Origin of the sequence: Sphingobium limneticum, from assembly GCF_008710165.1 — a bacterium.
GTDB lineage: Bacteria > Pseudomonadota > Alphaproteobacteria > Sphingomonadales > Sphingomonadaceae > Sphingobium > Sphingobium limneticum.
The window spans coordinates 36,031-61,020 of the sequence record NZ_VYQA01000005.1 but is presented as its reverse complement, the minus strand read 5'-3'; the positions used below and the strand labels follow the sequence as shown (position 1 = coordinate 61,020).

25 protein-coding genes are annotated in these 24,990 nt (G+C 62.3%); 24 read left to right on the top strand and 1 reads right to left on the bottom strand.

All coding sequences use genetic code 11. From position 1 onward, the window contains the following. Nucleotides 1-73: 73 nt before the first annotated feature. The 24 genes from F4U95_RS08255 (at nt 74) to aac(6') (ending at nt 22,307) form a co-directional block, all read left to right on the top strand. Nucleotides 74-1,180, top strand: a complete 1,107-nt coding sequence (locus F4U95_RS08255; RefSeq protein ID WP_150425312.1) for a L,D-transpeptidase family protein — start codon at nt 74-76, stop codon at nt 1,178-1,180. Next, nucleotides 1,177-1,749 (top strand): M23 family metallopeptidase, encoded by a 573-nt coding sequence (locus F4U95_RS08250; RefSeq protein WP_150425311.1) that lies wholly within the window; start codon nt 1,177-1,179, stop codon nt 1,747-1,749. The genes F4U95_RS08255 and F4U95_RS08250 overlap by 4 nt, the downstream gene beginning before the upstream one ends. Before the next feature lie 214 nt (nt 1,750-1,963). Then, the gene (gene efp / locus F4U95_RS08245) at nt 1,964-2,530 is read left to right on the top strand and encodes an elongation factor P (protein ID WP_120250229.1); all 567 of its coding nucleotides are present in this window, start codon (nt 1,964-1,966) and stop codon (nt 2,528-2,530) included. Then, nucleotides 2,530-2,937, top strand: coding sequence for a hypothetical protein (locus F4U95_RS08240; protein ID WP_150425310.1), 408 nt, complete (start codon nt 2,530-2,532; stop codon nt 2,935-2,937). Before efp ends, F4U95_RS08240 begins: the two co-directional genes overlap by 1 nt. Before the next feature lie 40 nt (nt 2,938-2,977). Beyond that, nucleotides 2,978-3,790, top strand: a complete 813-nt coding sequence (locus tag F4U95_RS08235; protein ID WP_120250227.1) for an inositol monophosphatase family protein — start codon at nt 2,978-2,980, stop codon at nt 3,788-3,790. Nucleotides 3,791-3,922: 132 nt separating this feature from the next. Then, nucleotides 3,923-4,297, top strand: coding sequence for an NADH-quinone oxidoreductase subunit A (locus F4U95_RS08230; RefSeq protein WP_062117306.1), 375 nt, complete (start codon nt 3,923-3,925; stop codon nt 4,295-4,297). Beyond that, on the top strand, nt 4,288-4,842 hold the full coding sequence (locus F4U95_RS08225) for a NuoB/complex I 20 kDa subunit family protein (protein WP_120250226.1): 555 nt from the start codon (nt 4,288-4,290) through the stop codon (nt 4,840-4,842). The genes F4U95_RS08230 and F4U95_RS08225 overlap by 10 nt, the downstream gene beginning before the upstream one ends. Nucleotide 4,843: 1 nt before the next feature. Further along, a complete protein-coding gene (locus F4U95_RS08220) occupies nt 4,844-5,638 on the top strand; it encodes an NADH-quinone oxidoreductase subunit C (RefSeq protein ID WP_150425309.1) in 795 nt (264 codons plus the stop codon). Beyond that, nucleotides 5,638-6,873, top strand: coding sequence for an NADH-quinone oxidoreductase subunit D (locus F4U95_RS08215; protein WP_150425308.1), 1,236 nt, complete (start codon nt 5,638-5,640; stop codon nt 6,871-6,873). The genes F4U95_RS08220 and F4U95_RS08215 overlap by 1 nt, the downstream gene beginning before the upstream one ends. Beyond that, entirely contained in the window at nt 6,873-7,541 is a 669-nt protein-coding gene (locus tag F4U95_RS08210; RefSeq protein ID WP_150425307.1) for a complex I 24 kDa subunit family protein, read from the top strand. Before F4U95_RS08215 ends, F4U95_RS08210 begins: the two co-directional genes overlap by 1 nt. Next, nucleotides 7,538-8,881, top strand: coding sequence for an NADH-quinone oxidoreductase subunit NuoF (nuoF, locus tag F4U95_RS08205; protein ID WP_093011999.1), 1,344 nt, complete (start codon nt 7,538-7,540; stop codon nt 8,879-8,881). Before F4U95_RS08210 ends, nuoF begins: the two co-directional genes overlap by 4 nt. A 2-nt stretch (nt 8,882-8,883) precedes the next feature. Next, on the top strand, nt 8,884-10,890 hold the full coding sequence (gene nuoG / locus F4U95_RS08200) for an NADH-quinone oxidoreductase subunit NuoG (RefSeq protein ID WP_150425306.1): 2,007 nt from the start codon (nt 8,884-8,886) through the stop codon (nt 10,888-10,890). Next, nucleotides 10,887-11,936: an NADH-quinone oxidoreductase subunit NuoH gene (gene nuoH, locus F4U95_RS08195; RefSeq protein WP_150425305.1), complete on the top strand. Its 1,050-nt coding sequence runs from the start codon at nt 10,887-10,889 to the stop codon at nt 11,934-11,936. Before nuoG ends, nuoH begins: the two co-directional genes overlap by 4 nt. Further along, nucleotides 11,933-12,418, top strand: a complete 486-nt coding sequence (gene nuoI, locus F4U95_RS08190) for an NADH-quinone oxidoreductase subunit NuoI (protein WP_150425304.1) — start codon at nt 11,933-11,935, stop codon at nt 12,416-12,418. Before nuoH ends, nuoI begins: the two co-directional genes overlap by 4 nt. Nucleotides 12,419-12,447: 29 nt before the next feature. Then, the gene (locus F4U95_RS08185) at nt 12,448-13,059 is read left to right on the top strand and encodes an NADH-quinone oxidoreductase subunit J (RefSeq protein ID WP_150425303.1); all 612 of its coding nucleotides are present in this window, start codon (nt 12,448-12,450) and stop codon (nt 13,057-13,059) included. Next, nucleotides 13,056-13,361, top strand: coding sequence for an NADH-quinone oxidoreductase subunit NuoK (gene nuoK / locus F4U95_RS08180; protein WP_004211745.1), 306 nt, complete (start codon nt 13,056-13,058; stop codon nt 13,359-13,361). The genes F4U95_RS08185 and nuoK overlap by 4 nt, the downstream gene beginning before the upstream one ends. Nucleotides 13,362-13,371: 10 nt before the next feature. Then, a complete protein-coding gene (gene nuoL / locus F4U95_RS08175) occupies nt 13,372-15,459 on the top strand; it encodes an NADH-quinone oxidoreductase subunit L (protein ID WP_150425302.1) in 2,088 nt (695 codons plus the stop codon). After that, nucleotides 15,459-17,006 (top strand): NADH-quinone oxidoreductase subunit M, encoded by a 1,548-nt coding sequence (locus tag F4U95_RS08170; protein WP_120250215.1) that lies wholly within the window; start codon nt 15,459-15,461, stop codon nt 17,004-17,006. The genes nuoL and F4U95_RS08170 overlap by 1 nt, the downstream gene beginning before the upstream one ends. Further along, nucleotides 17,006-18,442, top strand: a complete 1,437-nt coding sequence (gene nuoN / locus F4U95_RS08165; protein WP_150425301.1) for an NADH-quinone oxidoreductase subunit NuoN — start codon at nt 17,006-17,008, stop codon at nt 18,440-18,442. The genes F4U95_RS08170 and nuoN overlap by 1 nt, the downstream gene beginning before the upstream one ends. A gap of 2 nt (nt 18,443-18,444) precedes the next feature. Then, a complete protein-coding gene (locus tag F4U95_RS08160) occupies nt 18,445-19,146 on the top strand; it encodes a biotin--[acetyl-CoA-carboxylase] ligase (RefSeq protein ID WP_150425300.1) in 702 nt (233 codons plus the stop codon). A gap of 10 nt (nt 19,147-19,156) precedes the next feature. Further along, on the top strand, nt 19,157-19,936 hold the full coding sequence (locus F4U95_RS08155) for a type III pantothenate kinase (RefSeq protein WP_150425299.1): 780 nt from the start codon (nt 19,157-19,159) through the stop codon (nt 19,934-19,936). Further along, nucleotides 19,936-21,573 (top strand): ribonuclease J, encoded by a 1,638-nt coding sequence (locus tag F4U95_RS08150; protein ID WP_150425298.1) that lies wholly within the window; start codon nt 19,936-19,938, stop codon nt 21,571-21,573. The genes F4U95_RS08155 and F4U95_RS08150 overlap by 1 nt, the downstream gene beginning before the upstream one ends. 9 nt (nt 21,574-21,582) lie before the next feature. Continuing rightward, nucleotides 21,583-21,852, top strand: coding sequence for a DUF1467 family protein (locus F4U95_RS08145; RefSeq protein ID WP_120250210.1), 270 nt, complete (start codon nt 21,583-21,585; stop codon nt 21,850-21,852). Beyond that, entirely contained in the window at nt 21,849-22,307 is a 459-nt protein-coding gene (gene aac(6'), locus F4U95_RS08140; protein WP_150425297.1) for an aminoglycoside 6'-N-acetyltransferase, read from the top strand. Before F4U95_RS08145 ends, aac(6') begins: the two co-directional genes overlap by 4 nt. 9 nt (nt 22,308-22,316) lie before the next feature. On the opposite strand, the gene F4U95_RS08135 is transcribed toward aac(6'), so the two are convergent. After that, nucleotides 22,317-24,989 carry a coiled-coil domain-containing protein gene (locus F4U95_RS08135; RefSeq protein WP_150425296.1) on the bottom strand — a complete coding sequence of 891 codons (2,673 nt, stop codon included), beginning with the start codon at nt 24,987-24,989 and terminating at the stop codon, nt 22,317-22,319. Nucleotide 24,990: the final 1 nt, after the last annotated feature.

The window sequence follows — 24,990 nt, the reverse complement described above, 5'->3', positions numbered from 1 at the left end:
TGTCCCCTCCCGTGTGCGGGAGGGGACACGCATCGCACCCTTACGCCCTTTCGCGCGTTCTCTCCTCACAACGATGGAGAGTAGCGCCTTGAAAAATCATCTATTGCTTGCTGCCCTGCTGTGCAGCGCCTGCAATGTGAACGTCACTGACGCCAACGAAAGCCAGCCCGCGCCCAACGCCGCACAGCCGGACAATAGCGCCGCTGCACAAATGGCCGTGAAAAAGGCGGCCTATGATTTTGAGGTTGTGCAGGAGCAGAACCCGCAGCAACCCAGCCGCATCCTGATGGCGCAGGTGGCGCTTGATCGCTGGGGTTTTTCACCCGGTATCCTCGATGGCAAGGATGGCATGAGCTATAAGGCGGCGTTGCGCGGCTTTCAGGCGGCGCATGACCTGCCCGTGACCGGCCAGTTCGACCAGAAGACCGGCGCCGCCCTGCTGGAAGGGGAAGCGCGGCCGACCACCTATCTGGTGAAAATCCCCGATGATTTCGCGCGCGGGCCGTTTTTCGACATTCCCAAGGGGCTGAACGAGCAGGCCAGCCTGCCTGCGCTCACCTATCGCAACCTGCTGGAGAAGCTGGCCGAGCGTTTCCATACCACGCCCGAGGCGCTGGTCGCGCTTAACCCGCCGGGCACGAAGGTCGCCGCCGGCGCGACCATCCGCGTGCCCGCGATCGACAATCAGCCGGTGGCGCAGATCGAGGGCGACGAACGGGGCTGGGGCGAAACGCTCGCCAGCCTGGGCGTGGCCAAGGATCAACCGCAGGCCGACCATATCGTGGTCGACAAATCCGAAGGGCTGCTGAAAGTCTATAATGCGCAAAACCGCATGATCGCGCAGTTTCCGGTGACGACCGGATCGCAGCATGATCCGCTACCGCTGGGCGAGTGGACGATCAAGGGCGTCAGCCGCAATCCGGATTTCCACTATAATCCCAACCTTTTCTGGGACGCATCCAGCAAGGATCAGAAGGCGGTGCTGAAGCCCGGTCCCAATGGTCCGGTGGGCGTCGTGTGGATCGACCTGTCGAAGGATCATTATGGCATCCATGGCACGCCGGAGCCGCAAACGATCGGTCGCACCGAAAGCCACGGCTGCATCCGCCTGACCAATTGGGATGCCGCCCGCCTCGCCCAGATGGTGAAGAGCGGGGTCAAGGCGAAGTTTCAGGCATGAGCAGGCGCGCGTGGGCAGCGGGCGTAGCGGCGGCGCTGCTTTGCGCGGCCTTCGCCCATTTTTGCGTGCGGATCGTGCCGGCCGATGTGCCGTCCGCACCCGCGCCACCGCCCCAGGTCGATCGCCGGTCGGATAAGGGCCCGCTGTTGATCCCGGTTGAGGGCGTGCCGGCCTCTGCGCTGACCGATACATTCACGCAGGCGCGGGCAGGCGGCGCCCGACCGCATGACGCGATCGACATCATGGCGGCACGGGGCAGGGCGGTGCTGGCTGCCGCCGACGGTCGCGTCGAAAAGCTGTTCTGGAGCCAGGATGGCGGTCGCACCCTCTATCAACGATCGTCCGACGGGCGGCTGATTTATTATTATGCGCATCTGGATGGCTATGCGCCCGGCTTGCAAGAAGGGCAGGTGCTACGGCGCGGCCAGCGCGTCGCCACGGTCGGCAGTACGGGAAACGCGGATCCGTCCGCGCCGCACCTGCATTTCGCGGTGAATGTGATGCACCCAGGTGAGGCTTGGTATGGCGGCCGCGCGATCAACCCCTATCCGCTGCTGGTACGGCACTGATCTGTCCTACAGGGGCTGTATGCGCTATTATGGCGGAGCGCTTTCCGAAAATATCCTATGTAGGACACGCAATTTCACGATTTGCGCGAAAAGTGCGAAGTTAAGGCCCGACCCGGCTCCCTCTTGCCCTTCGCGCCCGCCCGCTGTAAAGGCGCGCCCAGCCTCAAAGAGGCCGGCTCTTTTCCACCTTCAGACATATAGGCAGGCTCTTCCCATGGCGAAGATCAGCGGCGTGGACATTCGTCCCGGCAATAATATCGAATATGAGGGCGGCCTGTGGCGCGCCGTCAAGATCCAGCACACCCAGCCCGGCAAGGGCGGCGCCTATATGCAGGTCGAACTCAAGAACCTGATCGACGGCCGCAAGAATAATGTGCGTTTCCGTTCCGCCGAAAGCGTCGAGCGCATCCGCCTCGACACCAAGGATTTCCAGTATCTCTATGCCGAAGGCGACATGCTCGTCTTCATGGACAATGAGAATTACGAGCAGATCAACCTGCCGTCCGAACTGCTGGGCGAAGCCGCCGACTTCCTGCAGGACGGCATGGAAGTGACGCTGGAAATGTACGAGGAGCGCCCGATTTCGGTGCAGTTGCCCGACACGATCGAAGCGACTGTGGTGGAAGCCGACGCCGTGGTGAAGGGGCAGACCGCCTCTGCCAGCTACAAGCCGGCGATCCTGGACAATGGCGTGCGCGTCATGGTGCCGCCGCATATCGTCAGCGGCACGCGCATCGTCGTGGACGTCTATGCCCGCGAATATGTGAAGCGGGCCGACTGATGCGGATCGGGCGCAACATGGCACTGGCCGCTCGTCTGGCAATGGGCCTCGCGATCGGCGCCTTGCCCGTTGCGCTCCCCGTTTCGGCAGCCGCGCAGGCGACGGCGCGGGCTACGCCGACCAAAGCGCAACTCGACAGCGCGGCGTTCACGCTGCGCATCGTCATGACGGCGCTTCAGTCGAACGAGGTCGAACAGCCGGTCAAGAACGCGCTGTTCGATTGCCTCTATTCCAATTCGATCGGTGAGATCAGCGCCGCGAGCGACAAGGTGATCGCTGCCAACGCCGGCAAGGTCGATCGCAAGGATGCGTCGCAGATGCTGGCGGTTGTCGCGGGCACCTGCGGCTATCGCCCCGGCGCCGCTGCTGCGACCAAGCCGGCCGCCAAGCCCGCCTCGAAGAAATAACCAACCAGGCCGTTCCCGCTGGGAGCGGCGGAGAAAAACTATGGCATCGCATTCCGGTCTTCTTACCGTCATGGAGCGCGCCGCGCGCAAGGCAGGCAGCAAGCTCCGCCGCGACTTCGGCGAAGTCGAACATCTTCAGGTCAGCCGCAAGGGGCCGGCGGACTTCGTGTCCAAGGCCGACCATCAGGCGGAAAAGACCCTGGTGGAAGAATTGCAGAAGGCGCGTCCCGACTGGGGCTTCCTGCTGGAAGAGGGGGGCGTGATCGAGGGCGACCCGAGCAAGCCGCGCTGGATCATCGATCCGCTGGACGGCACCACCAACTTCCTGCACGGTATCCCGCACTTCGCGATCTCGATCGCGGTCGAAGAACCGCTTTATGGCGGCAAGCGGGAAGTCACCACCGGCCTCATCTACCAGCCCGTCACTGACGAAAGCTATTGGGCGGAAAAGAGCCGGGGGGCATGGCGCCATGACCAGCGCCTGCGCGTGTCGGCCCGCCGCGACCTAGCCGATTGCGTGATCGCGACCGGTATCCCGTTCATGGGCCATGGCAATATGGCCGAATGGACTCGCGTCTTCGGCGCGGTGGCCCCTTCGGTTGCCGGCATCCGCCGTTTCGGCGCCGCCTCGCTCGATCTCGCCCATGTCGCCTCCGGACGCTATGACGGCTATTGGGAAAGCGGTCTTCAGCCCTGGGATGTCGCTGCCGGCTTGTTGCTGGTCCGTGAAGCGGGCGGTTTCGCCAGCGATTTCCGTGGCGGCGATCAGGCGATCGAACGCAAGGAAGTCATTGCCGGTAACGACGCAATTCACAGCAAATTGCACAAGCTCGTTGCTGGCGCATTGCGCTAAAGTTCAATGGGGCCAAGCTCTTCAAGGGCTTGGCCTTTTTGCGATTCATTCTCACAGCGTTGGCCCCTTGCTTCGCATATGCAGCAGGCCTAAAGCGCGCCCCAAGATACAATTTTCGCCCAGGGGATTCCATTGGTCGATCTCGCCCAATATCTGCCGATCCTGATTTTTCTCGGGATTGCCTTGCTGCTTTCCAGCGCATTCGTCTTTCTGCCGATGCTGGTTGGCCGTCTCACCGGTGCGCACAAGCCCGACCCGGCGAAGCTCTCGGAATATGAATGCGGTTTCCCCGCATTTGAAGAGCCGCGCAGTCAGTTCGACGTGCGTTTCTATCTGGTCGCCATTCTCTTCATCATCTTCGATCTTGAAGCGGCGTTCCTGTTTCCCTGGGCTGTAAGCCTCGACCAGATCGGCTGGGCCGGCTGGGCAACGATGATGATCTTCATAGCGGAGCTGGTGCTTGGCCTCGTCTATGCGTGGAAGAAGGGAGCACTCGATTGGGAGTAGAACTCTATAACCCTGCGCCCGGCACCTTGCCCCCGCAGGGCACGCAGCCCGATCAGGATTTCTTCAACGCGCTGAACGGCGAAGTGAACGACAAGGGCTTCCTGGTCACCTCGACCGAGGAACTGTTCCAGTGGGCGCGCACCGGCTCGCTCTGGTGGATGACCTTTGGCCTCGCCTGCTGCGCTGTGGAAATGATCCACGTCAACATGCCCCGTTATGACATGGAACGCTTCGGCGCTGCGCCGCGCGCGTCTCCCCGTCAGTCCGACGTGATGATCGTGGCTGGCACGCTGTGCAACAAGATGGCCCCGGCGCTGCGCAAGGTCTACGACCAGATGTCCAACCCGAAATATGTGATTTCGATGGGCAGCTGCGCGAACGGTGGTGGCTATTATCATTATAGCTATTCCGTCGTCCGTGGCTGCGACCGCATCGTGCCGGTCGACATCTATGTGCCGGGTTGCCCGCCGACCGCCGAGGCTCTGCTTTATGGCGTGATGCAGTTGCAGCGGAAGATCCGCCGCATCGGGACGATCGAGCGTTAATATGGCCCATTCCGCACCCAAGATCGTGAACCCCGAAGGCATCGCCGAGGAAATCGGCGCGCTGCTGGGGTCCATGCTGATCGAAACCGTCGATCATGCCGACGAGTTGACCTTCACCGTCGTACGCGACGATCTGGCCAATGCCATGGTCGCGCTGCGCGACATGGGTCATTATCAGCAGCTGATGGAAATCGCCGGTGTCGACTATCCGGATCGTCCCGAGCGGTTCGAAGTTGCGTATCATCTGCTGAGCGTCACGCGGAACCACCGCGTTCGCGTGAAGGTGTCCACCGACGAAGATACGCCGGTTCCGACCGTCACGCATCTCTGGCCGGTCGCCGGCTGGCTGGAACGCGAAGTGTTCGATATGTATGGCGTCGTTTTCGACGGCAACACCGACCTGCGTCGCATCCTGACCGATTATGGGTTCAAGGGGCATCCGCAGCGCAAGGACTTCCCGCTGACCGGCTATGTCGAGCTGCGCTATTCCGAAGAGGATAAGCGCGTCGTCTATGAGCCGGTGAAGCTGGCGCAGGACTTCCGCAGCTTCGATTTCATGTCGCCGTGGGAAGGCGCGCAGTACGTGCTGCCCGGCGACGAAAAGGCCGCTGCGCCTTCCGCCCCGGCTGCACCCGCCGCTGCCCCGACGCCCAAGGCGACCGAGAGCAAGGCCGATACCGGTGCCGGCGACGCTGCCAACAAGAAGGCAGAGGACAAGTCGGGCGATGCCCCGGCCAAGCCCGCTGCCGCCACCGATGAAGGCAAGGGCGCTGCCAAGCCGGAGGACAAGGCATAATGTCCGATTATCTGGAAAAGCTGGACCATGTCACCGATGCGGCCGACCCGGCCTATGGCGACACGGAAATCCAGAATTATACGATCAACTTCGGCCCGCAGCATCCCGCGGCGCACGGTGTTCTGCGTCTGGTCATGGAACTGGAAGGCGAAATCGTCGAGCGCTGCGATCCGCATGTCGGTCTGCTGCATCGCGGCACCGAAAAGCTGATCGAATATAAGACCTATATGCAGGCGCTGCCCTATTTCGACCGGCTGGACTATTGTTCGCCGCTCGGCATGGAGCATAGCTATGTTCTGGCGGTCGAAAAGCTGCTGAACCTGGAAGTGCCGCTGCGCGCGCAATATCTGCGCGTGTTCTTCGCGGAACTGACCCGCATCTGCAATCACATGCTTAACCTCGGTTCGCATGTGATGGACGTCGGCGCGATGACGCCGAACCTGTGGCTGTTCGAAATTCGCGAGGATTGCCTCAACTTCTTCGAACGTGCTTCGGGCGCCCGCATGCATTCGGCCTATTTCCGGCCGGGCGGCGTGCATCAGGATGTGCCTCTGAAGCTGTTGACCGACATTGCCGACTGGCTCGACACCCGCTTGCCGCGTCTGTTCGAAGACGCAATGAGCCTGGTGGTCGACAACCGCATCTTCAAGCAGCGCAATGTCGACATCGCCATCGTGAGCAAGGAAGACGCACTTAAATGGGGCTTTTCCGGTCCCATGCTGCGCGGTTCGGGCATCGCCTGGGACATTCGCAAGGCGCAGCCTTACGACGTCTATGACCGCATGGACTTCGACATTCCGGTCGGCACGGCGTACGACTGCTATGACCGTTTCATGGTCCGCGTCGAGGAAGTGCGCCAGTCCGCGCGCATCATGAAACAGTGCCTCAACGAAATGCCCGAAGGGCCGATCGCCAGCTTCGACCGCAAGGTGTCGCCGCCCAAGCGTGGTGAGATGAAGCGTTCGATGGAAGCGTTGATCCACCATTTCAAGCTTTATACCGAAGGCTTCCACGTCCCGGCGGGCGAAGTCTATGTGGCGACCGAAAGCCCCAAGGGCGAATTCGGCGTCTATCTGGTCAGCGACGGCAGCAATAAGCCCTATCGCTGCAAGATCCGCCCGACCGCCTTCTCGCATCTGCAAGCTATGGACTTCATGATGAAGGGCCACATGCTCGCCGACACCACCGCTGTACTGGGCGCGATGGATATCGTGTTCGGAGAATGTGACCGATAATGGCTGACGCAGTTCATATCCCCGATGAGGCCGAAACCCGTGCGCGCTGGGGCGCGTTCGAGTGGACCGCCGACAATGCCGAACAGGCCAAGAAGGTCATCGCGCGCTACCCCGCCGGTCGCCAGCAGTCGGCGGTGATGCCGCTGCTCGACCTGGCCCAGCGTCAGGTCGGTGCGGAAACGCAGACCAATGGCTGGCTGCCCGTGCCGGTGATGGAATATATCGGGCGTCAGCTCGATATGCCGTACATGCGCGTCTACGAAGTCGCGACCTTCTACACCATGTACAACCTCGCGCCGGTCGGCCGCTATCATGTGCAGGTATGCGGCACGACGCCGTGCATGCTGCGCGGTTCGGACGACGTCTTTTCGGCGTGCAAGAACAAGGGGCTGGTCAAGGGTGGTACGACCCCCGACGGCCTGTTCACGCTGACCGAAGTCGAATGTCTTGGCGCCTGCGCCAACGCGCCGATGGTTCAGATCAACGACGATAATTTCGAAGATCTGACCTATGACAGCATGAGCGCGATCCTGGAGACGCTGGCCACGGGTGGCCAGCCCAAGATCGGCCCGCAAATCGACCGTCAGACGAGCGCGCCCGAAGGTGGCCCGACCACGCTGAAAGAGATGGTCACGGAAAATCACGACTATCGGGGGGATTGGGCATGACCGACGCACCCGCACCAGCGGCACCGCCGCCCTTCGTCGGCCCGCTGACCGACAAGGATCGCATCTTCACCAACGTCCACGGCTTCCAGGATTGGGGCGTCGACGCCGCGATGAAGCGTGGCGATTGGGATAATACCAAGAAGCTGATGGAAATCGGCCAGGATGGTATTATCGACATCATGAAGGCGTCGAACCTGCGCGGCCGTGGCGGCGCTGGCTTCCCGACCGGCCTGAAATGGTCGTTCATGCCCAAGGAAAGCAAGGACGGCCGTCCCAGCTTCCTGGTCATCAACGCCGACGAATCCGAACCGGGTTCGTGCAAGGACCGCGAAATCATCCGCCACGATCCGCACAAGCTGATCGAAGGCGCGCTGATCGCCGGTTTCGCGATGCGGGCGCGTGCCGCCTACATCTACATCCGTGGCGAGTTCATCTACGAAGCGAAGGTTCTCTTCGCCGCCGTCGAGCAGGCCTATGAAAAGGGCTTCATCGGCAAGAATGCTTGCGGATCCGGTTATGATTTCGACGTTTTCGTCCATCGTGGCGCCGGCGCCTATATCTGCGGCGAGGAAACCGCGCAGATCGAAAGTATCGAAGGCAAGAAGGGTCAGCCTCGCCTGAAGCCGCCTTTCCCGGCGGGTGCGGGCCTCTATGGTTGCCCGACCACTGTGAACAACGTGGAATCGATCGCGGTCAGCCCGACGATCCTGCGGCGCGGTGCGGCCTGGTTCAACGGCTTTGGCCGTGAGAATAACCGTGGCACCAAGCTGTTCCAGATCAGCGGCCATGTGAACAAGCCCTGCGTCGTCGAAGAATCGATGTCGATCCCGTTCCGCGAACTGATCGACCGTCATTGCGGCGGCATCCGGGGCGGTTGGGACAATCTGCTGGCGGTCATCCCCGGCGGGTCGTCGGTCCCCTTGGTTCCTGCGAAGGAAATCATGGACGCGCCGATGGATTTCGACGGGCTGCGTGCGCTCGGCTCCGGCCTTGGCACCGCCGCCGTCATCGTCATGGACAAGTCGACCGACATCGTTCGCGCCATTTCGCGCCTCTCCTACTTCTACAAGCATGAGAGTTGCGGCCAGTGTACGCCGTGCCGTGAAGGCACTGGCTGGATGTGGCGTGTTATGGAACGGCTGCGCACCGGTGACGCTGATCAGAGCGAAATCGATATGCTGTTCCAGGTGACCAAGCAGGTCGAAGGCCACACCATCTGCGCGCTTGGCGACGCGGCGGCTTGGCCGATCCAGGGGCTGATCCGGCATTTCCGCCCGGAAATCGAGCGCCGGATCAACGAAAACAAGGGTAGCGCCCCCGTCATGGAGGCAGCGGAGTAACCATGCCGAAGGTCAAAGTAGACGGCGTAGAACTGGAAGTCCCGGCCGGGGCGACTGTTCTTCAGGCTTGCGAGCAGGCGGGGAAGGAAATCCCCCGTTTCTGCTATCATGAGCGCCTTTCCATCGCGGGCAATTGCCGCATGTGTCTGGTCGAGGTGAAGCCCGGACCGCCCAAGCCGCAGGCTTCGTGCGCGCTTCCGGCGACCGAAGGTCAGGAAATCCGCACCGACAGCGAAATGGTCAAGAAGGCCCGCGAAGGGGTGATGGAGTTTCTGCTCATCAACCACCCGCTCGATTGCCCGATCTGCGATCAGGGCGGCGAATGCGATCTTCAGGACCAGTCGGTCGCTTATGGCCGTGGCGCGTCGCGCTATGACGAAAACAAGCGCGCCGTGACCGAGAAGAATATGGGTCCGATCGTCAAGACGGTCATGACCCGCTGCATCCAGTGCACTCGGTGCGTGCGCTTTGCGGAGGAAGTCGCGGGCGTGCCGGAAATCGGCGCCATCTATCGCGGCGAGAATATGCAGATCACCACCTATCTCGAACATGCCGCCAAGAGCGAGTTGTCGGGCAATGTGGTCGATCTCTGCCCGGTCGGTGCGCTGACTGCCAAGCCCTATGCCTTCGAAGCGCGTCCGTGGGAACTCAAGAAGACCCATGCGATCGACGTGATGGATGCGCTCGGCACCAACATCCGCCTCGACAGCCGTGGTCGTCAGGTGCTGCGCGCCGTGCCGCGCATCAATGACGACGTGAACGAAGAGTGGGCAAGCGACAAGACCCGGCACAATGTCGATGGTCTGGTCCGCAAGCGCCTCGACAAGCCCTACGTCCGCAAGGATGGCAAGCTGGTGCCCGCGACTTGGGCGGAAGCCTTTGCCGCCGTCGCCGCTGTGCAGCATGGCGGCAGCGTGGCTGCGATCGCGGGCGACCTGCTCGACTGCGAAACCATGTTCGCTGGCAAGGTGCTGGTCGAAAAGCTGGGCGGTTCGCTGCTCGAAGGTCGCCAGACCGGCCTGTCCTACGATGTGTCGAGCCTGTCTTCGGTGGTGTTCAACACGCCGCTCGCCGACCTCGAAACCGCTGACGTCATCCTGCTGGTCGGCACCAACCTGCGCTGGGAAGCGCCGCTGGTGAACACCCGCATCCGCAAGGCGATCAAGAAGGGCGCGAAGATTTTCGCGGTCGGGCCGGAAGTCGATCTGACCTACAAGGTCGAATGGCTGGGTAACGATGCCTCGCTGCTGGCGAAGCTCCCCGAAGCGGTGCTGGAAGCTTTCAAGGGCGCGGCCCGTCCGGCGATGATCGTCGGCGGCGGCGTGCTGGCCAAGGACGGCGCGCATGGCGACACGCTGGCGCTGGTCGAAACGCTGGGCCTCGTGAAGGATGGCTGGAACGGCTATAACGTCCTGCACTTCGCGGCGGCTCGCATGGGCGGCCTGATGCTCGGTTACGCGACCAAGGGTGGCATCAAGGCGGTGGCGCAGGCCGCGCCGAAGCTGCTGATCTCGCTGGGTGCGGATGAAGTCGATTATGGGGCGTTCGAAAACAGCTTCAAACTCTATGTCGGCCATCATGGCGACAAGGGCGCGCACGCGGCGGACGTGATCCTGCCGGGCGCAAGCTATGCCGAAAAGGCGGGCACCTACGTCAATCTGGAAGGCCGCGTGCAGTTCGGTGAAAAGGCCGTGTTCGCGCCGGGCGATGCCCGCGAGGACTGGTCGATCCTGCGTGCGCTTTCCGAAGCGCTGGGTGCCAAGCTGCCGTTCGACAGCTTCGAACAGCTGCGCGCCGAAATGGTGAAGGCGGTTCCGGCGCTCGGCGTCGAGGGGCTGGCCGATTATGGTTGGTCCGTCCCGTCGCTGCCGACCGGTGCGACCGGTGAGTTCGGTTCACCGATCAAGGATTTCTACCTCACCAACGCCATCTGCCGTGCCAGCCCGACGATGCAGCAATGCTCGGCCGAGCTGATCCATGGTGTTGAGTATGCGGAGGCCGCAGAGTGACCGCTTTCTTCCAAGGCCTCGGCCTGCCTTTCGAAGGCGCCTGGCTGCTTTCTACCCTCATCGGCATTTTGGTCATTGCCCTGCCGCTGATGCTGGCCGTTGCCATGATCATCTATGCCGACCGCAAGATCTGGGCGGCGATGGCGCTGCGCCGTGGTCCCAACGTCGTTGGTCCGCTCGGCCTGCTCCAGTCCTTTGCGGACGGTCTGAAGGTCTTCCTTCAGGAAACCATCATTCCGTCGGCCGCGAACAAATCCCTGTTCCTGATCGCGCCGATCATCACCTTCACCGTGGCGTTGATCGCCTGGGCTGTGGTGCCGTTCGGCGTGGGCGTGGTGGTGTCGAACATCAATGTCGGCCTGCTCTACATCCTCGCCGTGTCGTCGCTGGGCGTTTACGGCGTGGTGTTGGCCGGTTGGGCGTCCAACTCCAAATATCCCTTCTACTCGGCGATCCGCGCTTCGGCGCAGATGATCAGCTATGAAGTCTCGATCGGCTTCATCCTGATCACGGTCGTCCTGTGGGCCGGCAGCTTCAACATCTCGGCCATCGTCGAGAGCCAGAAGGGCTATTATGGCTTCCTGAACGGCAACGGCTTCAACCCGCTGCTCTTCCCGATGGCGATCATGTTCCTGATTTCGGCGATGGCCGAAACGGCGCGCGCGCCGTTCGATCTGACCGAAGCGGAAAGCGAGCTGGTCGCGGGCTATCAGACCGAATATTCGTCGATGGCCTTCGCCCTGTTCTGGCTCGGCGAATATGCCAACGTCATCCTGATGTGCGCGCTGAACGCGATCCTCTTCTGGGGTGGCTATCTTCCGCCGTTCGATTGGGCGCCGCTCTATCTGGTGCCGGGTATCATCTGGTTCCTGGCCAAGATCCTCTTCTTCTTCTTCGTCTTCTCCTGGGTGAAGGCGACGGTGCCTCGCTACCGTTATGACCAGCTGATGCGGCTGGGCTGGAAAATCTTCCTGCCGACCTCGCTTCTGTTCGTCTTCCTGGTTTCGGGCTTCCTCATGCTGACGCGCTATGGAGGCGCACAATGAGCCTCGGTTACTACGTCAAGAGCTTCACCCTCTGGGAGTTCGTGAAGGCGCACTGGCTGACCTTGAAGTATTTCTTCAAGCCCAAGGCGACGATCAACTACCCGTACGAGAAGAACCCGATTTCGCCGCGTTTCCGTGGTGAACATGCGCTGCGCCGCTACCCCAATGGGGAAGAACGTTGCATCGCGTGCAAGCTGTGCGAGGCCATCTGTCCGGCGCAGGCGATCACCATCGAGGCGCAACCGCGTGACGATGGCAGCCGCCGCACCACGCGCTACGACATCGACATGACCAAATGCATCTATTGCGGTTTCTGTCAGGAAGCCTGCCCGGTGGATGCGATTGTCGAGGGACCGAATTTCGAATTCGCGACCGAAACCCGCGAGGAGCTGATCTACGACAAGAACAAGCTCCTGGAAAACGGCGACAAGTGGGAGCGGGCGATTGCCGCGAACCTTGCCGCCGATGCACCCTATCGTTAAGCCGCCGGCATCAAGGGGAATATGATCCTGTGATCCACGTTATCGCCTTCTACCTGTTCGCCATTTTGGTGGTGAGCAGCGGCGCGCTCACGATATTGTCGCGCAACCCGGTCCATTCGGTCCTCTGGCTGATCCTGGCCTTCTTCAACGCTGCCGGTCTGATGATCCTGCTCGGTGCCGAATTCATCGCGATGCTGCTTGTCATCGTCTATGTCGGCGCGGTCGCGGTGCTGTTCCTGTTCGTCGTCATGATGCTCGACATCGACTTCGCCGAATTGCGGGCCGGCTTCGTCGATTATCTGCCCTTCGGCCTGCTCATCGCTCTGGTACTGCTGGCGGAAATCATCTTGGGCATCGGCCTGTGGAGCGCTGGCCCGATCGAACTGGCGCAGCGTGCCGCTCCGGCGAACCCGGAACTGTCGAACATTCAGGCGATCGGCGGGCTGCTTTATACCCGCTACATCTTCCTGTTCGAAGCGGCGGGCATCGTGCTGCTGGTCGCCATGATCGGCGCGATCGTCCTGACCCACCGCGCTCGCGGCGGCGTGAAGGGCCAGAATGTCGCCAAGCAGAACCGTCGCCGTCCGCAGGATGCGACGCGTAACATCAATCAGCCCATCGGGCAGGGGGTGGAGCTGTGATCGGCCTTCAACATTATATGGTGGTCAGCGCCATCCTCTTCGTGATGGGGGTGCTGGGCATCTTCATCAATCGCAAGAATGTCATCATCATCCTGATGGCGATCGAGCTGATCCTCCTCAGCGTGAACATCAACCTCGTCGCCTTCAGCGCCTTCCTGGGCGATCTGGTGGGGCAGGTCTTCTCGATGTTCGTGCTGACCGTCGCGGCGGGTGAAGCGGCCATCGGCCTTGCCATCCTCGTCATTTACTTCCGTGGTCGCGGCACCATCGCCGTCGACGATGTCAACCGGATGAAGGGCTGAGCCTCCTGACATGATTCAGTATATCGTCCTTCTTCCGTTGCTGGCTGCTGCCATCGCCGGCCTTGGCAACAAGGCCCTTGGCAAGCTGCCTGCAAAGATCGTCACCACCGGCGCGCTGTTCATCGCTTGCGCGCTGAGCTGGGCGACCTTCATTCCCTTCCTGCTCGGCGAGGCGCAAGCGTCGGTGACGCCGCTGTTCACCTGGATCGAAAGCGGCAGCTTCGATGCCCAGTGGGCGCTGCGCGTCGACACGATGACGGCGGTCATGCTGGTGGTCATCACCAGCGTGTCGAGCCTCGTCCACCTCTATAGCTGGGGCTATATGGACGAAGAGCCGGATCAGCCGCGCTTCTTCGCCTATCTCTCGCTCTTCACCTTCGCGATGCTGATGCTCGTGACCGCGAACAATCTGCTTCAGATGTTCTTCGGTTGGGAAGGCGTGGGTCTGGCCTCCTACCTGCTGATCGGTTTCTGGTTCCGTAAGCCCAGCGCCAATGCGGCCGCGATCAAGGCGTTCGTCGTCAACCGTGTCGGCGACCTTGGCTTCATGATGGGCATTTTCGGCACTTATCTGGTGTTCAACACCATATCGATCCCGGAAATCCTGGAAGCCGCGCCGTCGATGGCCGGTTCGACCATCGGTTTCCTCGGCTATCGTTTCGACACCATGACCGTCCTTTGCCTGCTGCTGTTCGTCGGCGCGATGGGCAAGTCGGCGCAGCTTGGCCTGCACACCTGGTTGCCGGACGCGATGGAAGGTCCGACGCCTGTGTCGGCGCTGATCCACGCGGCCACGATGGTCACCGCCGGCGTGTTCATGGTTTGCCGCCTGTCGCCGATGTTCGAAACGTCGGAAACGGCGCTGACCGTCGTCACCTATGTCGGTGCCGCGACCTGTCTGTTCGCCGCGACCGTTGGTACAGTGCAGACCGATATCAAGCGCGTCATCGCCTATTCGACCTGTTCGCAGTTGGGCTATATGTTCTTTGCGGCCGGCGTCGGCGCTTATGGCGCGGCGATGTTCCACCTGTTCACGCACGCTTTCTTCAAGGCGCTGCTGTTCCTGGGTGCCGGCTCGGTCATCCATGCGATGCACCATGAGCAGGACATGCGTTATTATGGCGGCCTGCGTAAGAGCATCCCGATCACCTTCTGGACGATGACGCTGGGTACGCTCGCCATCACCGGCGTCGGCCTGCCGATCGTCGGCGTCGGCTTTGCCGGCTTCTATTCGAAGGACGGCATCCTCGAGGCGGCCTATGCTGCGGGCGGTGCGGGCACCGGTGCGTTCATCGTCGGCGTGTTCGCCGCGCTGCTGACCAGCTTCTACAGCTGGCGCCTGGTCTTCCTGACCTTCTTCGGCAAGCCGCGCTGGACGCAGTCGGAACATATCCAGCATGCGCTGCATGACGCCCATGGCCACGGCCATGACGATCATGCCCATGACGATCACGGGCATGACGATCATGCGGCGCACGCCCATGATGCCCATGGCCATGACGATCATCATGCGCATGATGCCGGCGACGGTACGGGTGGCTATCACCCGCATGAAAGCCCGCTGGTCATGCTGATCCCGCTGCTGGTGCTGAGCCTGGGCGCCGTCTTCGCCGGCTTTATCTTCCACGATCAGTTCATTGGTCCGGAAGGCGGCATCGAATTCTGGAAGGGCGCGCTCGCGTTCGACAGCCACTTGATGCACGAAGCCCATGAAGTGCCGACCTGGGTCAAGTTCTCGCCGTTTACGGTTATGCTGACCGGTCTGGTCATTGCCTGGCTGAGCTACATCAAGAATACCGACTGGCCGCGCCGTTTCGTCGCGACCTTCGGTGGCCTCTACCAGTTCCTGCTGAACAAGTGGTATTTTGACGAGCTGTACAACTTCCTGTTCGTCAAACCCGCCTTCGCCATCGGCCGCTTCTTCTGGAAGTTCGGTGACGTCGGCTTCATCGACCGCTTCGGCCCCAACGGGCTGGCTGCTCTGGTCGTGCAGGGCAACAAGATCACCCGTCGGCTTCAGTCCGGCTACCTCTACACCTACGCGCTGGTGATGCTCATCGGGCTCGCCGCGGCAGCAACCTGGGCGATGACACGATAATGGACGGCTTCCCCATCCTTTCCCTGATGATGGCAGTGCCGATGGCCGGGGCCATCGCCTGCCTGTTCGCGGGCGCCAATAATGCGCGCTGGATCGCGTTGATCGCGACGCTGGTCGATTTCGTCCTAGGCATCGTCCTGTGGATGAATTTCGACCAGGGCGGGCTGCAATGGCAGTTCCAGGAATATGCGCCGATCTTCGGCCGTTTCGCCTGGGCGCTGGGTATCGACGGTATCGCCCTGATGCTGATCGCGCTGACCGTGTTCCTGATGCCGATCTGCATCGGGGCTAGCTGGAACGCGATCAACAAGCGCGTCGGCGAATATATGGCGGCGTTCCTGTTCATGGAGGTGCTGATGATCGGCGTCTTCACGGCGCAGGATCTCTACCTCTTCTATATCATGTTCGAAGCCGGCCTGATCCCGATGTATCTGATCATCGGTATCTGGGGTGGCGCGGATCGTATCTACGCTTCGTACAAATTCTTCCTCTACACGCTGTTCGGCTCGGTTCTGATGCTGATCGCGATGATGTGGATGGTGCATGAAGCCGGTTCGACCGAAATTCCGGTCCTAATGGCCTATAATTTCGATCCGCATGTCCAGACCTGGCTGTTCCTGGCCTTCTTCGCCAGCTTCGCGGTGAAGATGCCGATGTGGCCGGTCCACACCTGGCTGCCCGACGCGCACGTTCAGGCGCCGACGGCGGGTTCGGTCATTCTGGCCGGCGTGCTGCTGAAGATGGGTGGTTACGGCTTTATCCGCTTCTCTCTGCCGATGTTCCCGGAAGCCTCGGCGCAGCTTGCGCCGCTGGTCTGGGGCCTGTCGATGGTCGCGGTGGTCTACACCTCGCTCGTCGCGCTGGTTCAGTCGGACATGAAGAAGCTGATCGCTTATTCGTCGGTCGCGCATATGGCGATCGTCACCATCGGCCTGTTCGCCTTCAACCAGGCGGGTATCGAAGGTGCGATGATGGTCATGCTGGGCCATGGTCTGGTCGCCGGCGCATTGTTCCTGTGCGTGGGTGTGGTCTATGATCGCCTGCATACCCGCGAGATCAACCGCTATGGTGGCCTCAGCATCAACATGCCGCGTTATGCCGTGCTGTTCCTGTTCTTCACCATGGCATCGGTCGGCCTGCCGGGCACGTCCAACTTCGTCGGTGAATTCCTGTCGCTGATGGGTGTTTATCAGGCATCGAGCTGGGTCGCCCTGGTCTGCACCACGGGCATCATCCTGGGTGCAGCCTATATGCTCTACCTCTATCGCCGCATCTGCTACGGCGATCAGGTGAACGCCGATGCTGCGGCCATGCCTGACCTGTCGATCAGGGAATTCTGGTTGATGGCGCCGATCGCAGCCGTGGTGCTGTGGATGGGTGTCTATCCGGAAAGCTTCCTGGCCCCGATGCGGTCCGACATCCAAGCGCTTGAAGCGCGCCTCGCCCCTGCGGCTCCCGCAGGAGATTCCAAGATCAAGATGGGTGCGCCCAAGCCTAAAAGTGAGGGCCACCATGAAGAAGCATCCGCGCACGGGGAGGCGCACTGATGATTGACTCCGCTTCCCTTCTGGCGGTCGTGCCGGAACTCATCCTGACGGTGGGTGGCCTGGCACTGATGCTGGTCGCGGCCTTTGGCGGCGACGGCTCGGCCCGCTTGGTCAACTGGCTGTCGGTCATCGTGCTGGCGATCGCAGGCGTTTCGCTGTCCTGCTCTCTGGCCCACGGTCCTGACGCCTTCGATGGTCTGTATCGCGCAGACGCCTTTTCGGCCTTTGCCAAGGCGCTGATTTACGGCGCGGCGGCGGCGGCTATCCTGCTGGCTCCGCGCTTCTTCTCGGTTGGCGGCAATCCCCGCCCCGAATATCCGGTACTGATCCTGTTCGCTGCCATCGGTATGGGCATGATGGTGTCGGCGGGCGACATGCTGACGCTCTATGTCGGCCTGGAAATGAACAGCCTTGCCTCATACGTGCTGGCCAGCTTCATGCGCCAGGACGTGCGTTCCTCCGAAGCGGGCCTGAAATATTTCGTGCTCGGTTCGCTGGCGAGCGGCATCCTGCTCTACGGGATCTCGCTGCTGTACGGCTTCACCGGTAGCACCGCATTCGATGGTATCTCTGTGGCCTTGGGCGACGGCGTGTCGAAGGGCGAGCTGTTCGGTCTGGTCTTCGTGCTGGCAGGGCTCGCGTTCAAGATCAGCGCCGTGCCGTTCCATATGTGGACGCCCGACGTCTATGAAGGTGCGCCGACCCCGGTCACCACCTTCTTCGCCAGCGCGCCCAAGGTCGCGGCCATCGGCCTGACCGTCCGCGTGGCGATCGAGGCGCTGGGTCCGGCCGGTCTGGACTGGCAGCAGATCGTGATCTTCGTCGCGCTCGCGTCCATCCTGTTCGGCGCCGTTGCCGCCATCGGTCAGACGAACATCAAGCGCCTGATGGCCTATTCGTCGATCAACAATGTCGGCTTCGCGCTGATCGGCTTGGCTGCGGGTACGCCCGCCGGTGCGGCCGCGACGATGAGCTACATGGCGATCTACGTCATCATGATCATCGGCGGTTTCGCCTGCATCCTGCAATTGCGCGATGCCGACGGCAAACCGGTCGAAGAGATCGCCAAGCTGGCCGGCCTGTCGCAGTCGCGCAAGGGGCTGGCGGCCGCGCTCGCCATCTTCATGTTCTCCATGGCTGGTATCCCGCCGCTCTTCGGCTTCTGGGCTAAGTTCCTGGTGTTCGATGCGGCGGTGGCGTCCGGCCTGACGGCGCTGGCGGCCTTCGGCATCGCCATGTCGGTGATCGGTGCTTTCTATTATCTCAAGATCATCAAGACGATGTATTTCGACGAGCCGGTCGCCACCTATGAGGCGAAGGGCGGCCCGGTCGAGAACATCATCCTGACGGCCTGTGCCGTGGTGATCGTTCTGGGTTACCTGCTCAACCCCATGCTGGATCAGGCGAGCGCTGCCGCGGCAGCGTCGCTCTTCTGACACTGCTCCGCTTCGTCGAGGAAACCGGTTCCACCAACGCCGATATGCTGGCGTTGGCGGAGCAGGGGGGCGCTGACGGTAGCTGGCTGCGCGCCGCGCGCCAGACCGGGGGCAAGGGGCGCATGGGTCGCGCCTGGGAAAGCCCGGATGGCAATCTTTACTGTTCTACGCTGATCCGGTTGCAGTCGACCGATCCGTTGCCTCACACGCTGGCGCTGGTTGCGGCCAATGCGGTCCATGCGCTGGTCGCGCCGTTGTGCGCGGGGCAGGCGCGGATCAAATGGCCCAATGACATATTGGTCGATGGCGCCAAGATCGCCGGTATATTGTTGGAGCGGGCGGGCGACGCGATCGTCGTGGGCATCGGCATCAATGTGACCGGTCATCCGGTCGGACTAGACCGTCCCGTTACCAGCCTGGCGGCGCAGGGCGCGATCGACGCCACGGCCCAAGCCCTTTATGATCGGCTCGCGCAGCTTTTCGCCCATTGGCTTTCCATTTGGCGGGCGCAGGGGCTGGACCCCATCCGCACCCACTGGCTGCTCAACGCCCATCCCACCGGCACGCCGATGCGCGTGATCCAGCCCGATGGCGGGCAGGTCGAGGGGACATTCGACACGCTCGACCGTCAGGGCATGCTGATCCTGCGCTTGGCGAATGGGGACAGCCGTGCCATTCACGCCGGCGACATCATTCTCAACTGAGGGACCGGCCATGCTTCTCGCGATCGACGCGGGTAACACCAATGTCGTTTTCGCGCTGCTCGACGGGCGCGAGATCAAGACACGCTGGCGCATCGCCACCGATCCCCGGCGCACGGCCGACGAATATGTCGTCTGGCTGAACCAGCTGTTGCAGCTGGAAGGCTATGCCATCGCGGATGTTGATGCGGTCATCGTCGCTACCGTCGTTCCGCGCGCACTCCATAACCTTCAGGTGCTGGCCGAGAAATATTTCAAGACGACGGCGCTGGTCGCGGGGCAGGCGCCGGTCGATTGGGGGATCGAACTGGATGTGGCCGAGCCTGGCTCGGTCGGTGCGGACCGGGTTGTAAATGCGATCGCCGCGCACCATCTTTACCAAGACGATCTGATCGTCATCGATTTCGGGACGGCGACGACCTTCGACGTGGTCGATTATAGCGGTGCCTATAAAGGTGGCGTGATCGCGCCGGGCATCAATCTGTCGCTGGACGCGCTGGTTGCCGCCGCGGCCAAATTGCCCAAGATCGCGATCGAGCCGCCGGAAAACCGGTCGGTCATCGGGCGGACGACGGTAGATGCTATGCAGATCGGCGTCTTTTGGGGCTATGTGGCGATGATGGAAGGGCTGGTCGCGCGTATCCGCGCAGAGATCGGCCGTCCGGCCAAGGTAATTTCGACCGGAGGACTAGCCGTCCTCTTCAATGACAATAGCGATATTTTCGATGCGATCGCACCGGACCTCACCATCTTGGGGCTGGCGCTGTTGCACGAGCGGAGTTTGAAAACATAATGATACCCAAGGATGAACTGATTTTCCTGGCCCTTGGCGGCTCGGGCGAAATCGGCATGAACGTGAATCTATACGGCTGCCAGGGCAAGTGGGTCATGGTCGACCTCGGCCTGACCTTTGCCGATCCCAATTATCCCGGCGTGGAACTGATCCTGCCGGACCTGAGCTTCATCGAGGATCGGCGCGACGACCTGCTCGGCATCGTCCTGACCCATGGGCATGAAGATCATATCGGCGCCATCCCCTATCTGGCCGCCGATCTTGGCGTGCCGCTGTATGCCACGCCCTTCACGGCGGGCCTGATCCGCATGAAGCTGGAAGAAGAAGGCCTCAGCAAGGATGTGAAGCTGCATGTGATCGAGAATGAAGGCAGCTTCAATCTCGGTCCGTTCGGTTTTCGCTATGTGCCGCTGGCCCACTCCATTCCGGAGGGCAATGCGGTGCTGATCGACACGCCTTATGGCCGCATCTTCCACACCGGCGACTGGAAGCTGGACGACCAGCCTTTGCTTGGCCAGCCTTCGACCCCGGCGGAACTGACCGCGATCGGCGACGAAGGCGTGCTGGCGCTGGTATGCGACAGCACCAATGTCTTCAACGACAAGGCCAGCGGCTCGGAAGGCGATGTGCGCGAGGGGCTGATGCAGGCCGTCGCCGGTGCCAAAGGCCGCGTACTGGTCACGACCTTTGCGTCGAACGCCGCGCGGGTGCAGACTTTGGGAGAGGTTGCGACGGCAATGGGGCGCAAGGTTTGCGTTGCAGGCCGATCGCTCGACCGGATCATCGGCACGGCGAAGGCAGCGGGCTATCTCAAGGATTTTCCGCCGACCGTCGATTGGGACGATGTCATGAGCCTGCCGCGTGACGAGGTGATGATCATCGCCACGGGCGGACAGGGTGAGGCACGGGCGGCGCTGTCGCGCATCGCGTTCGACAGCCATCCGATCAAGTTGGCGGAAGGGGACACGGTCGTCTTCTCGTCCAAGCAGATTCCGGGCAATGAAATCGCCATCGGTCGTATCCAAAATGCGCTGGCTCAGAAGAATATCCTGATGATTACCGATCGCCAGGCCGAAGTCCATGTGTCGGGTCATCCCGGCCGACCGGAACTGGAAGCGATGTATCGTTGGATACGGCCCGAGATATTGCTGCCGGTCCATGGCGAGCGCCGCCATATGGCGGAGCAGGCGCGGCTTGGCATTGCCACGGGCATCCGCCATGCAGTGGTCCAGTCCAATGGCGACCTGCTGCGTCTGGCGCCCGGCGCGCCCGAGATTATCGGCCAGCAGGAAACGGGCCGATTGGTGCTGGACGGCGACGTCATCCTGCCCGCCGACGGATCGACCATAAACGAGCGGCGCAAGCTGGGCCTGCATGGTCAGATCAGCGTGGCCGTGGCGATCGACCGCAAGGGCAAGCTGATCGGCGATCCTATGCTGCGTACGCAGGGTGTGCCGGTGGAGGAAGACAAGGCGGCTTTCCTGGCGGAAGCGGCCGAGGAAGCCGCCGCCGCCATTCCCAAGGGATCGCTGGAGGAAGAGGCTTTGCGCGAACGTCTGCGTCTTGCCGTGCGCCGTACCGCGACGCGCTGGACCGGCAAGAAGCCGATAGTGGACGTGCTGATCGTTCGCGCTTAAACAGGCGCGATGAACTGGTACGCTATCTTCGCCATCTATTTCCTGATGTGGGTTATCAGCGCCTTCATCATGCTCCCCTTCGGCATCCGCACCCCCAATGAAACGGGTGAAGTGCTGCTGAAGGGGCAGGCGGATAGCGCGCCCAGCAATTTCCGACCCGCCGTCGTGATGCTGCGCGCGACCATATTGGCCACGATCCTGTTCGGCCTCTATTATGCCAATTATGTACAGGGCTGGGTGACGCTCGACATGCTGCCCGGCTATCGCGTCACGCGATGATCGAGGCTGCGGAGCGGATCGTTCGCGCCGCTGCCGTTCACCTGGAATCCTGGGCGCAGATGCGCGCCGCGCTCTGGCCGGATGCCAGCGTCGCCGATCATCAGGATGACATTACCGCTATGTTGGCGAACGAGGGCCTGATCGCCTTTGTCGCATTGGATGGGCAGGGCGATGCTATCGCCTTCGTCGAGGCCGCCCTGCGCCATGATTATGTCAATGGCTGCGACACCAGCCCGGTTCTGTTCGTGGAGGGACTTTATGTGGCGGCAGATGCGCGACGGGGCGGGTTGGCGCGCGCTTTGATCGATGCGGTGGCGGCATGGGGGCAATCCCAGGGCTGCACCGAAATGGCATCCGATGCCGACATCGCCAATCTGTCCAGCCACCGCTTTCACCAAGCCGCCGGTTTCACCGAAACCGAGCGGGTGGTCTATTTCCGCAAAATGATCGGCTGAGCCGCCGTCTTATTGCCGCAACCGCTCGATCGCCTGCGCGAGCGCGACATAGAGTTTGCCCATGTCGGACGAGAGGACGGCGACGCCCAGCGCATTGCCATCGCGCGCCGACAGGATGATCCGCAGCATCGCTTCGAAATCATGGATGTAGCGGTTCACATGATCGCGGAATTCCGCGTCATTATCGTAATGGAGTGCGATTTCGCGCGATTCGCCGGCGTCCAGCAGCTTGACCGCGCGGCGGGTGAAGACGCCCCGGTCGCCCTTCAGATAGGCGGCCCAGGCCGAATCGGTCACATCGTTGGACAGTAGCTTGGCGACGTCGATCGCGGTGCTGTTGAGCGATTCGATCAGCAGCGCCGATCGCCGCGCGAAATGGTCGCGGTCCCGGGTTTCGGACGCGCGTTCGGCTTCCTCGATCCGCTGTTCCACGCTGGCGCTGGTGTCGGCGATCGTCAGCAACTGGCGGGTCAGGCGTTCGGATGCCTGATGCGCGGCCTTGACCGCTTCTTCCGCTACGCGAGCGACCTGCTCGATCTGCGCCGTCACCTTTTCGCCGATCACGCCTTGCAACGCTTCATCACTGGCCTGCGCCAACTGCTGCGCCGCGTCGGGGATGGCACGCCCCAGGGCTTGCCGCGCGCGCTCTGCGGCCTGATCGGCCGTGTCCTTGACCCGCAACAGCGCGGTGACGAGCAGCGGCCCGGCGCCTTCGGTGATGCGGGTCGCATCCTGATGCGCCCCGTCCAGCGTCGTGCGCAGCCGTTCGACCAGTTCGCGATTGGCCTCCAGCCCGCCCTGCGTGCTCTCCAGCCATTCGGTCAGGCGACTGCCCTGGCCGCGCAACATTTCCTCCGCTTCTTCGGTGCGCCCGACCAGCGCCTCCGAAATGGCTTCCAGCCTTTCCATTTCCGGTGTCGTGTTGCCGAGCAGGGTACGGCTCTGTTGCAGGCGCGCGTCGAACCGCTCCAACGCCGCCGGATAGGTTTCGTCCAGTTCCCGCACGCTCGAATCGAGGGCGACCAGCAGGGTTTCGGCGCACCCGATCAGCTTTTCGGCCGTCATGCCGCCAGCCGCCAGCGCCTTGTCGATGCGCTGCGTTTCCTCCGCCATGCGGGTCAATGCGCCGGTGAGCCGTTCGCCGCGCGCCAGGGCGCTGTCTTCCAGTGCGGCGAAGCGGCCATCCGTGCTGGCGATCGTATCGTTCAGGCTGTTGTGCAGGCTCGCCATCAGGCTGCGCTGGCCTTCGATCATCTCGTTGATCTGGTGCAATCGGCTTTCGACGTCCCCGATCGTGTCGCTGAGGCCGGCGACGGTGTCGTCGCCAATCGCCGTCAGGCTCTCGCGTGAGCGGTTGACGAGCGCGTCGAGCGATGCTGCCTGGCTGCTGAGGCCGCCGTCGGTGACGGCCAGCGTCTCCTGCGCCCGTTGCAGCGCGGCGTCGAGGCGACGACGCAGGTCCGTCTCCATCGCTTCCATGTCGCGCTCCAGCACCGCCAGTGCGTCCTCGCTGGCTTGGCCGATGCCCTTTTCGGCAGCGGATACCAGCGTTTCGAGCGCAAGGGCGCGCCGGGTCAGCGCTTCATCGGTCGTGGCCAGGCCCGCCTGTATCGTGCGCTGGGCATTGTCCAAGCGGGTGCGCAGCTCTGCTTCGGCCGCATCCAGATCCTGCGTCAGGGTCTGGCGCACCTGCGCGCTCGTGTCCGCAACCCCAGTCTGCGCCGCGTCGATCAGAGCGGTGAGTGCGCTGGCATGGGCTTCGATATCGCCGCGGCTGCGATCCATCGCCTGCCGCGCAACTTGCGCGGTGGCATCAATGCGGCTCGATGCGATATCGGCCATGCCGGTCACTTCTTCGGAGGCCGACCGCGTGGCTTCCTGCAATTGCGTCAACTGGCTCGCCAGGCTCTTGGTCGCGGCCAGCGTGCGGGCGCGCGCGTCGTCGGACAGTTCGCCCAATGCATGTAGTCGCGCTTCCAGCGTGTCGATCCGTTCGGCCAGCGCATGGCCATTGTCCATCATCTGCGCGGTCATGCGACCGGTGCGATCTTCCAGTTCGGGGATCGATCCGATCAACTGATCCATGCGCGATACCAGCGCCAAGGCGGCCCGCTCGGCGGTTTCGGCCTTGTCGGCGGTCGTCTGGGCGCGGCCGGCGATGAGTTCGGCGGATGCTTCCATATTGCTGCTGGCAGCCGCGCCATAGCTGTCGAGCAGTTCGGCCTGATCCTGCATCGCTTGTCGCGCATTTTCCAACTGGCTGCTGATCCGACCAAGCCGCAATTCCAGCAGGTCGGCCTCCGTCCGCAGGGCGCGGGCGGTGTCGAGATAGCGGCGCGATTCGGTACGGCTGTTGCGGACCATCAGCAGATAGGCGACGGCCAGCAGAATGAGGGGAATGGCTATGGTGACGATGGCATTGGCCCAGGCGAAGGGCCCTGCGGCCAGATTGCCGGACGTGGCGATGGCCCAACCGGCAAAGCCGACCCAGCCAGTTGCCATCACCAGCAAGGCCCAGCGGAGCCGCTTGACCGTGGTTTCGTTGGCACCTTCTGGCGCTTCGCCCTCGTCTATGTCGAGAACGGCCTGTTTCAAAAGCAAAATATCGTCCATCTGCGACTCGTTGCCGGTCGCGGTTTGTTCGTCTCGCCAGAACTCGACGATGGTGCTGCCCCCTGTCATG

What these genes read in the sequence shown, in the direction of transcription:
- efp (WP_120250229.1), top strand. Translation starts at nt 1,964, where the DNA reads ATGGCGAAGATCAGCGGCGTGGACATTCGTCCCGGCAATAATATCGAA.
- F4U95_RS08135 (WP_150425296.1), bottom strand. Translation starts at nt 24,989, where the DNA reads ATGACAGGGGGCAGCACCATCGTCGAGTTCTGGCGAGACGAACAAACC.
- nuoL (WP_150425302.1), top strand. Translation starts at nt 13,372, where the DNA reads ATGATTCAGTATATCGTCCTTCTTCCGTTGCTGGCTGCTGCCATCGCC.
- F4U95_RS08250 (WP_150425311.1), top strand. Translation starts at nt 1,177, where the DNA reads ATGAGCAGGCGCGCGTGGGCAGCGGGCGTAGCGGCGGCGCTGCTTTGC.
- F4U95_RS08240 (WP_150425310.1), top strand. Translation starts at nt 2,530, where the DNA reads ATGCGGATCGGGCGCAACATGGCACTGGCCGCTCGTCTGGCAATGGGC.
- nuoF (WP_093011999.1), top strand. Translation starts at nt 7,538, where the DNA reads ATGACCGACGCACCCGCACCAGCGGCACCGCCGCCCTTCGTCGGCCCG.
- F4U95_RS08220 (WP_150425309.1), top strand. Translation starts at nt 4,844, where the DNA reads ATGGCCCATTCCGCACCCAAGATCGTGAACCCCGAAGGCATCGCCGAG.
- F4U95_RS08150 (WP_150425298.1), top strand. Translation starts at nt 19,936, where the DNA reads ATGATACCCAAGGATGAACTGATTTTCCTGGCCCTTGGCGGCTCGGGC.
- F4U95_RS08155 (WP_150425299.1), top strand. Translation starts at nt 19,157, where the DNA reads ATGCTTCTCGCGATCGACGCGGGTAACACCAATGTCGTTTTCGCGCTG.
- F4U95_RS08210 (WP_150425307.1), top strand. Translation starts at nt 6,873, where the DNA reads ATGGCTGACGCAGTTCATATCCCCGATGAGGCCGAAACCCGTGCGCGC.
- F4U95_RS08255 (WP_150425312.1), top strand. Translation starts at nt 74, where the DNA reads ATGGAGAGTAGCGCCTTGAAAAATCATCTATTGCTTGCTGCCCTGCTG.
- nuoI (WP_150425304.1), top strand. Translation starts at nt 11,933, where the DNA reads ATGAGCCTCGGTTACTACGTCAAGAGCTTCACCCTCTGGGAGTTCGTG.
- F4U95_RS08145 (WP_120250210.1), top strand. Translation starts at nt 21,583, where the DNA reads ATGAACTGGTACGCTATCTTCGCCATCTATTTCCTGATGTGGGTTATC.
- F4U95_RS08170 (WP_120250215.1), top strand. Translation starts at nt 15,459, where the DNA reads ATGGACGGCTTCCCCATCCTTTCCCTGATGATGGCAGTGCCGATGGCC.
- nuoG (WP_150425306.1), top strand. Translation starts at nt 8,884, where the DNA reads ATGCCGAAGGTCAAAGTAGACGGCGTAGAACTGGAAGTCCCGGCCGGG.
- nuoN (WP_150425301.1), top strand. Translation starts at nt 17,006, where the DNA reads ATGATTGACTCCGCTTCCCTTCTGGCGGTCGTGCCGGAACTCATCCTG.
- F4U95_RS08235 (WP_120250227.1), top strand. Translation starts at nt 2,978, where the DNA reads ATGGCATCGCATTCCGGTCTTCTTACCGTCATGGAGCGCGCCGCGCGC.
- F4U95_RS08215 (WP_150425308.1), top strand. Translation starts at nt 5,638, where the DNA reads ATGTCCGATTATCTGGAAAAGCTGGACCATGTCACCGATGCGGCCGAC.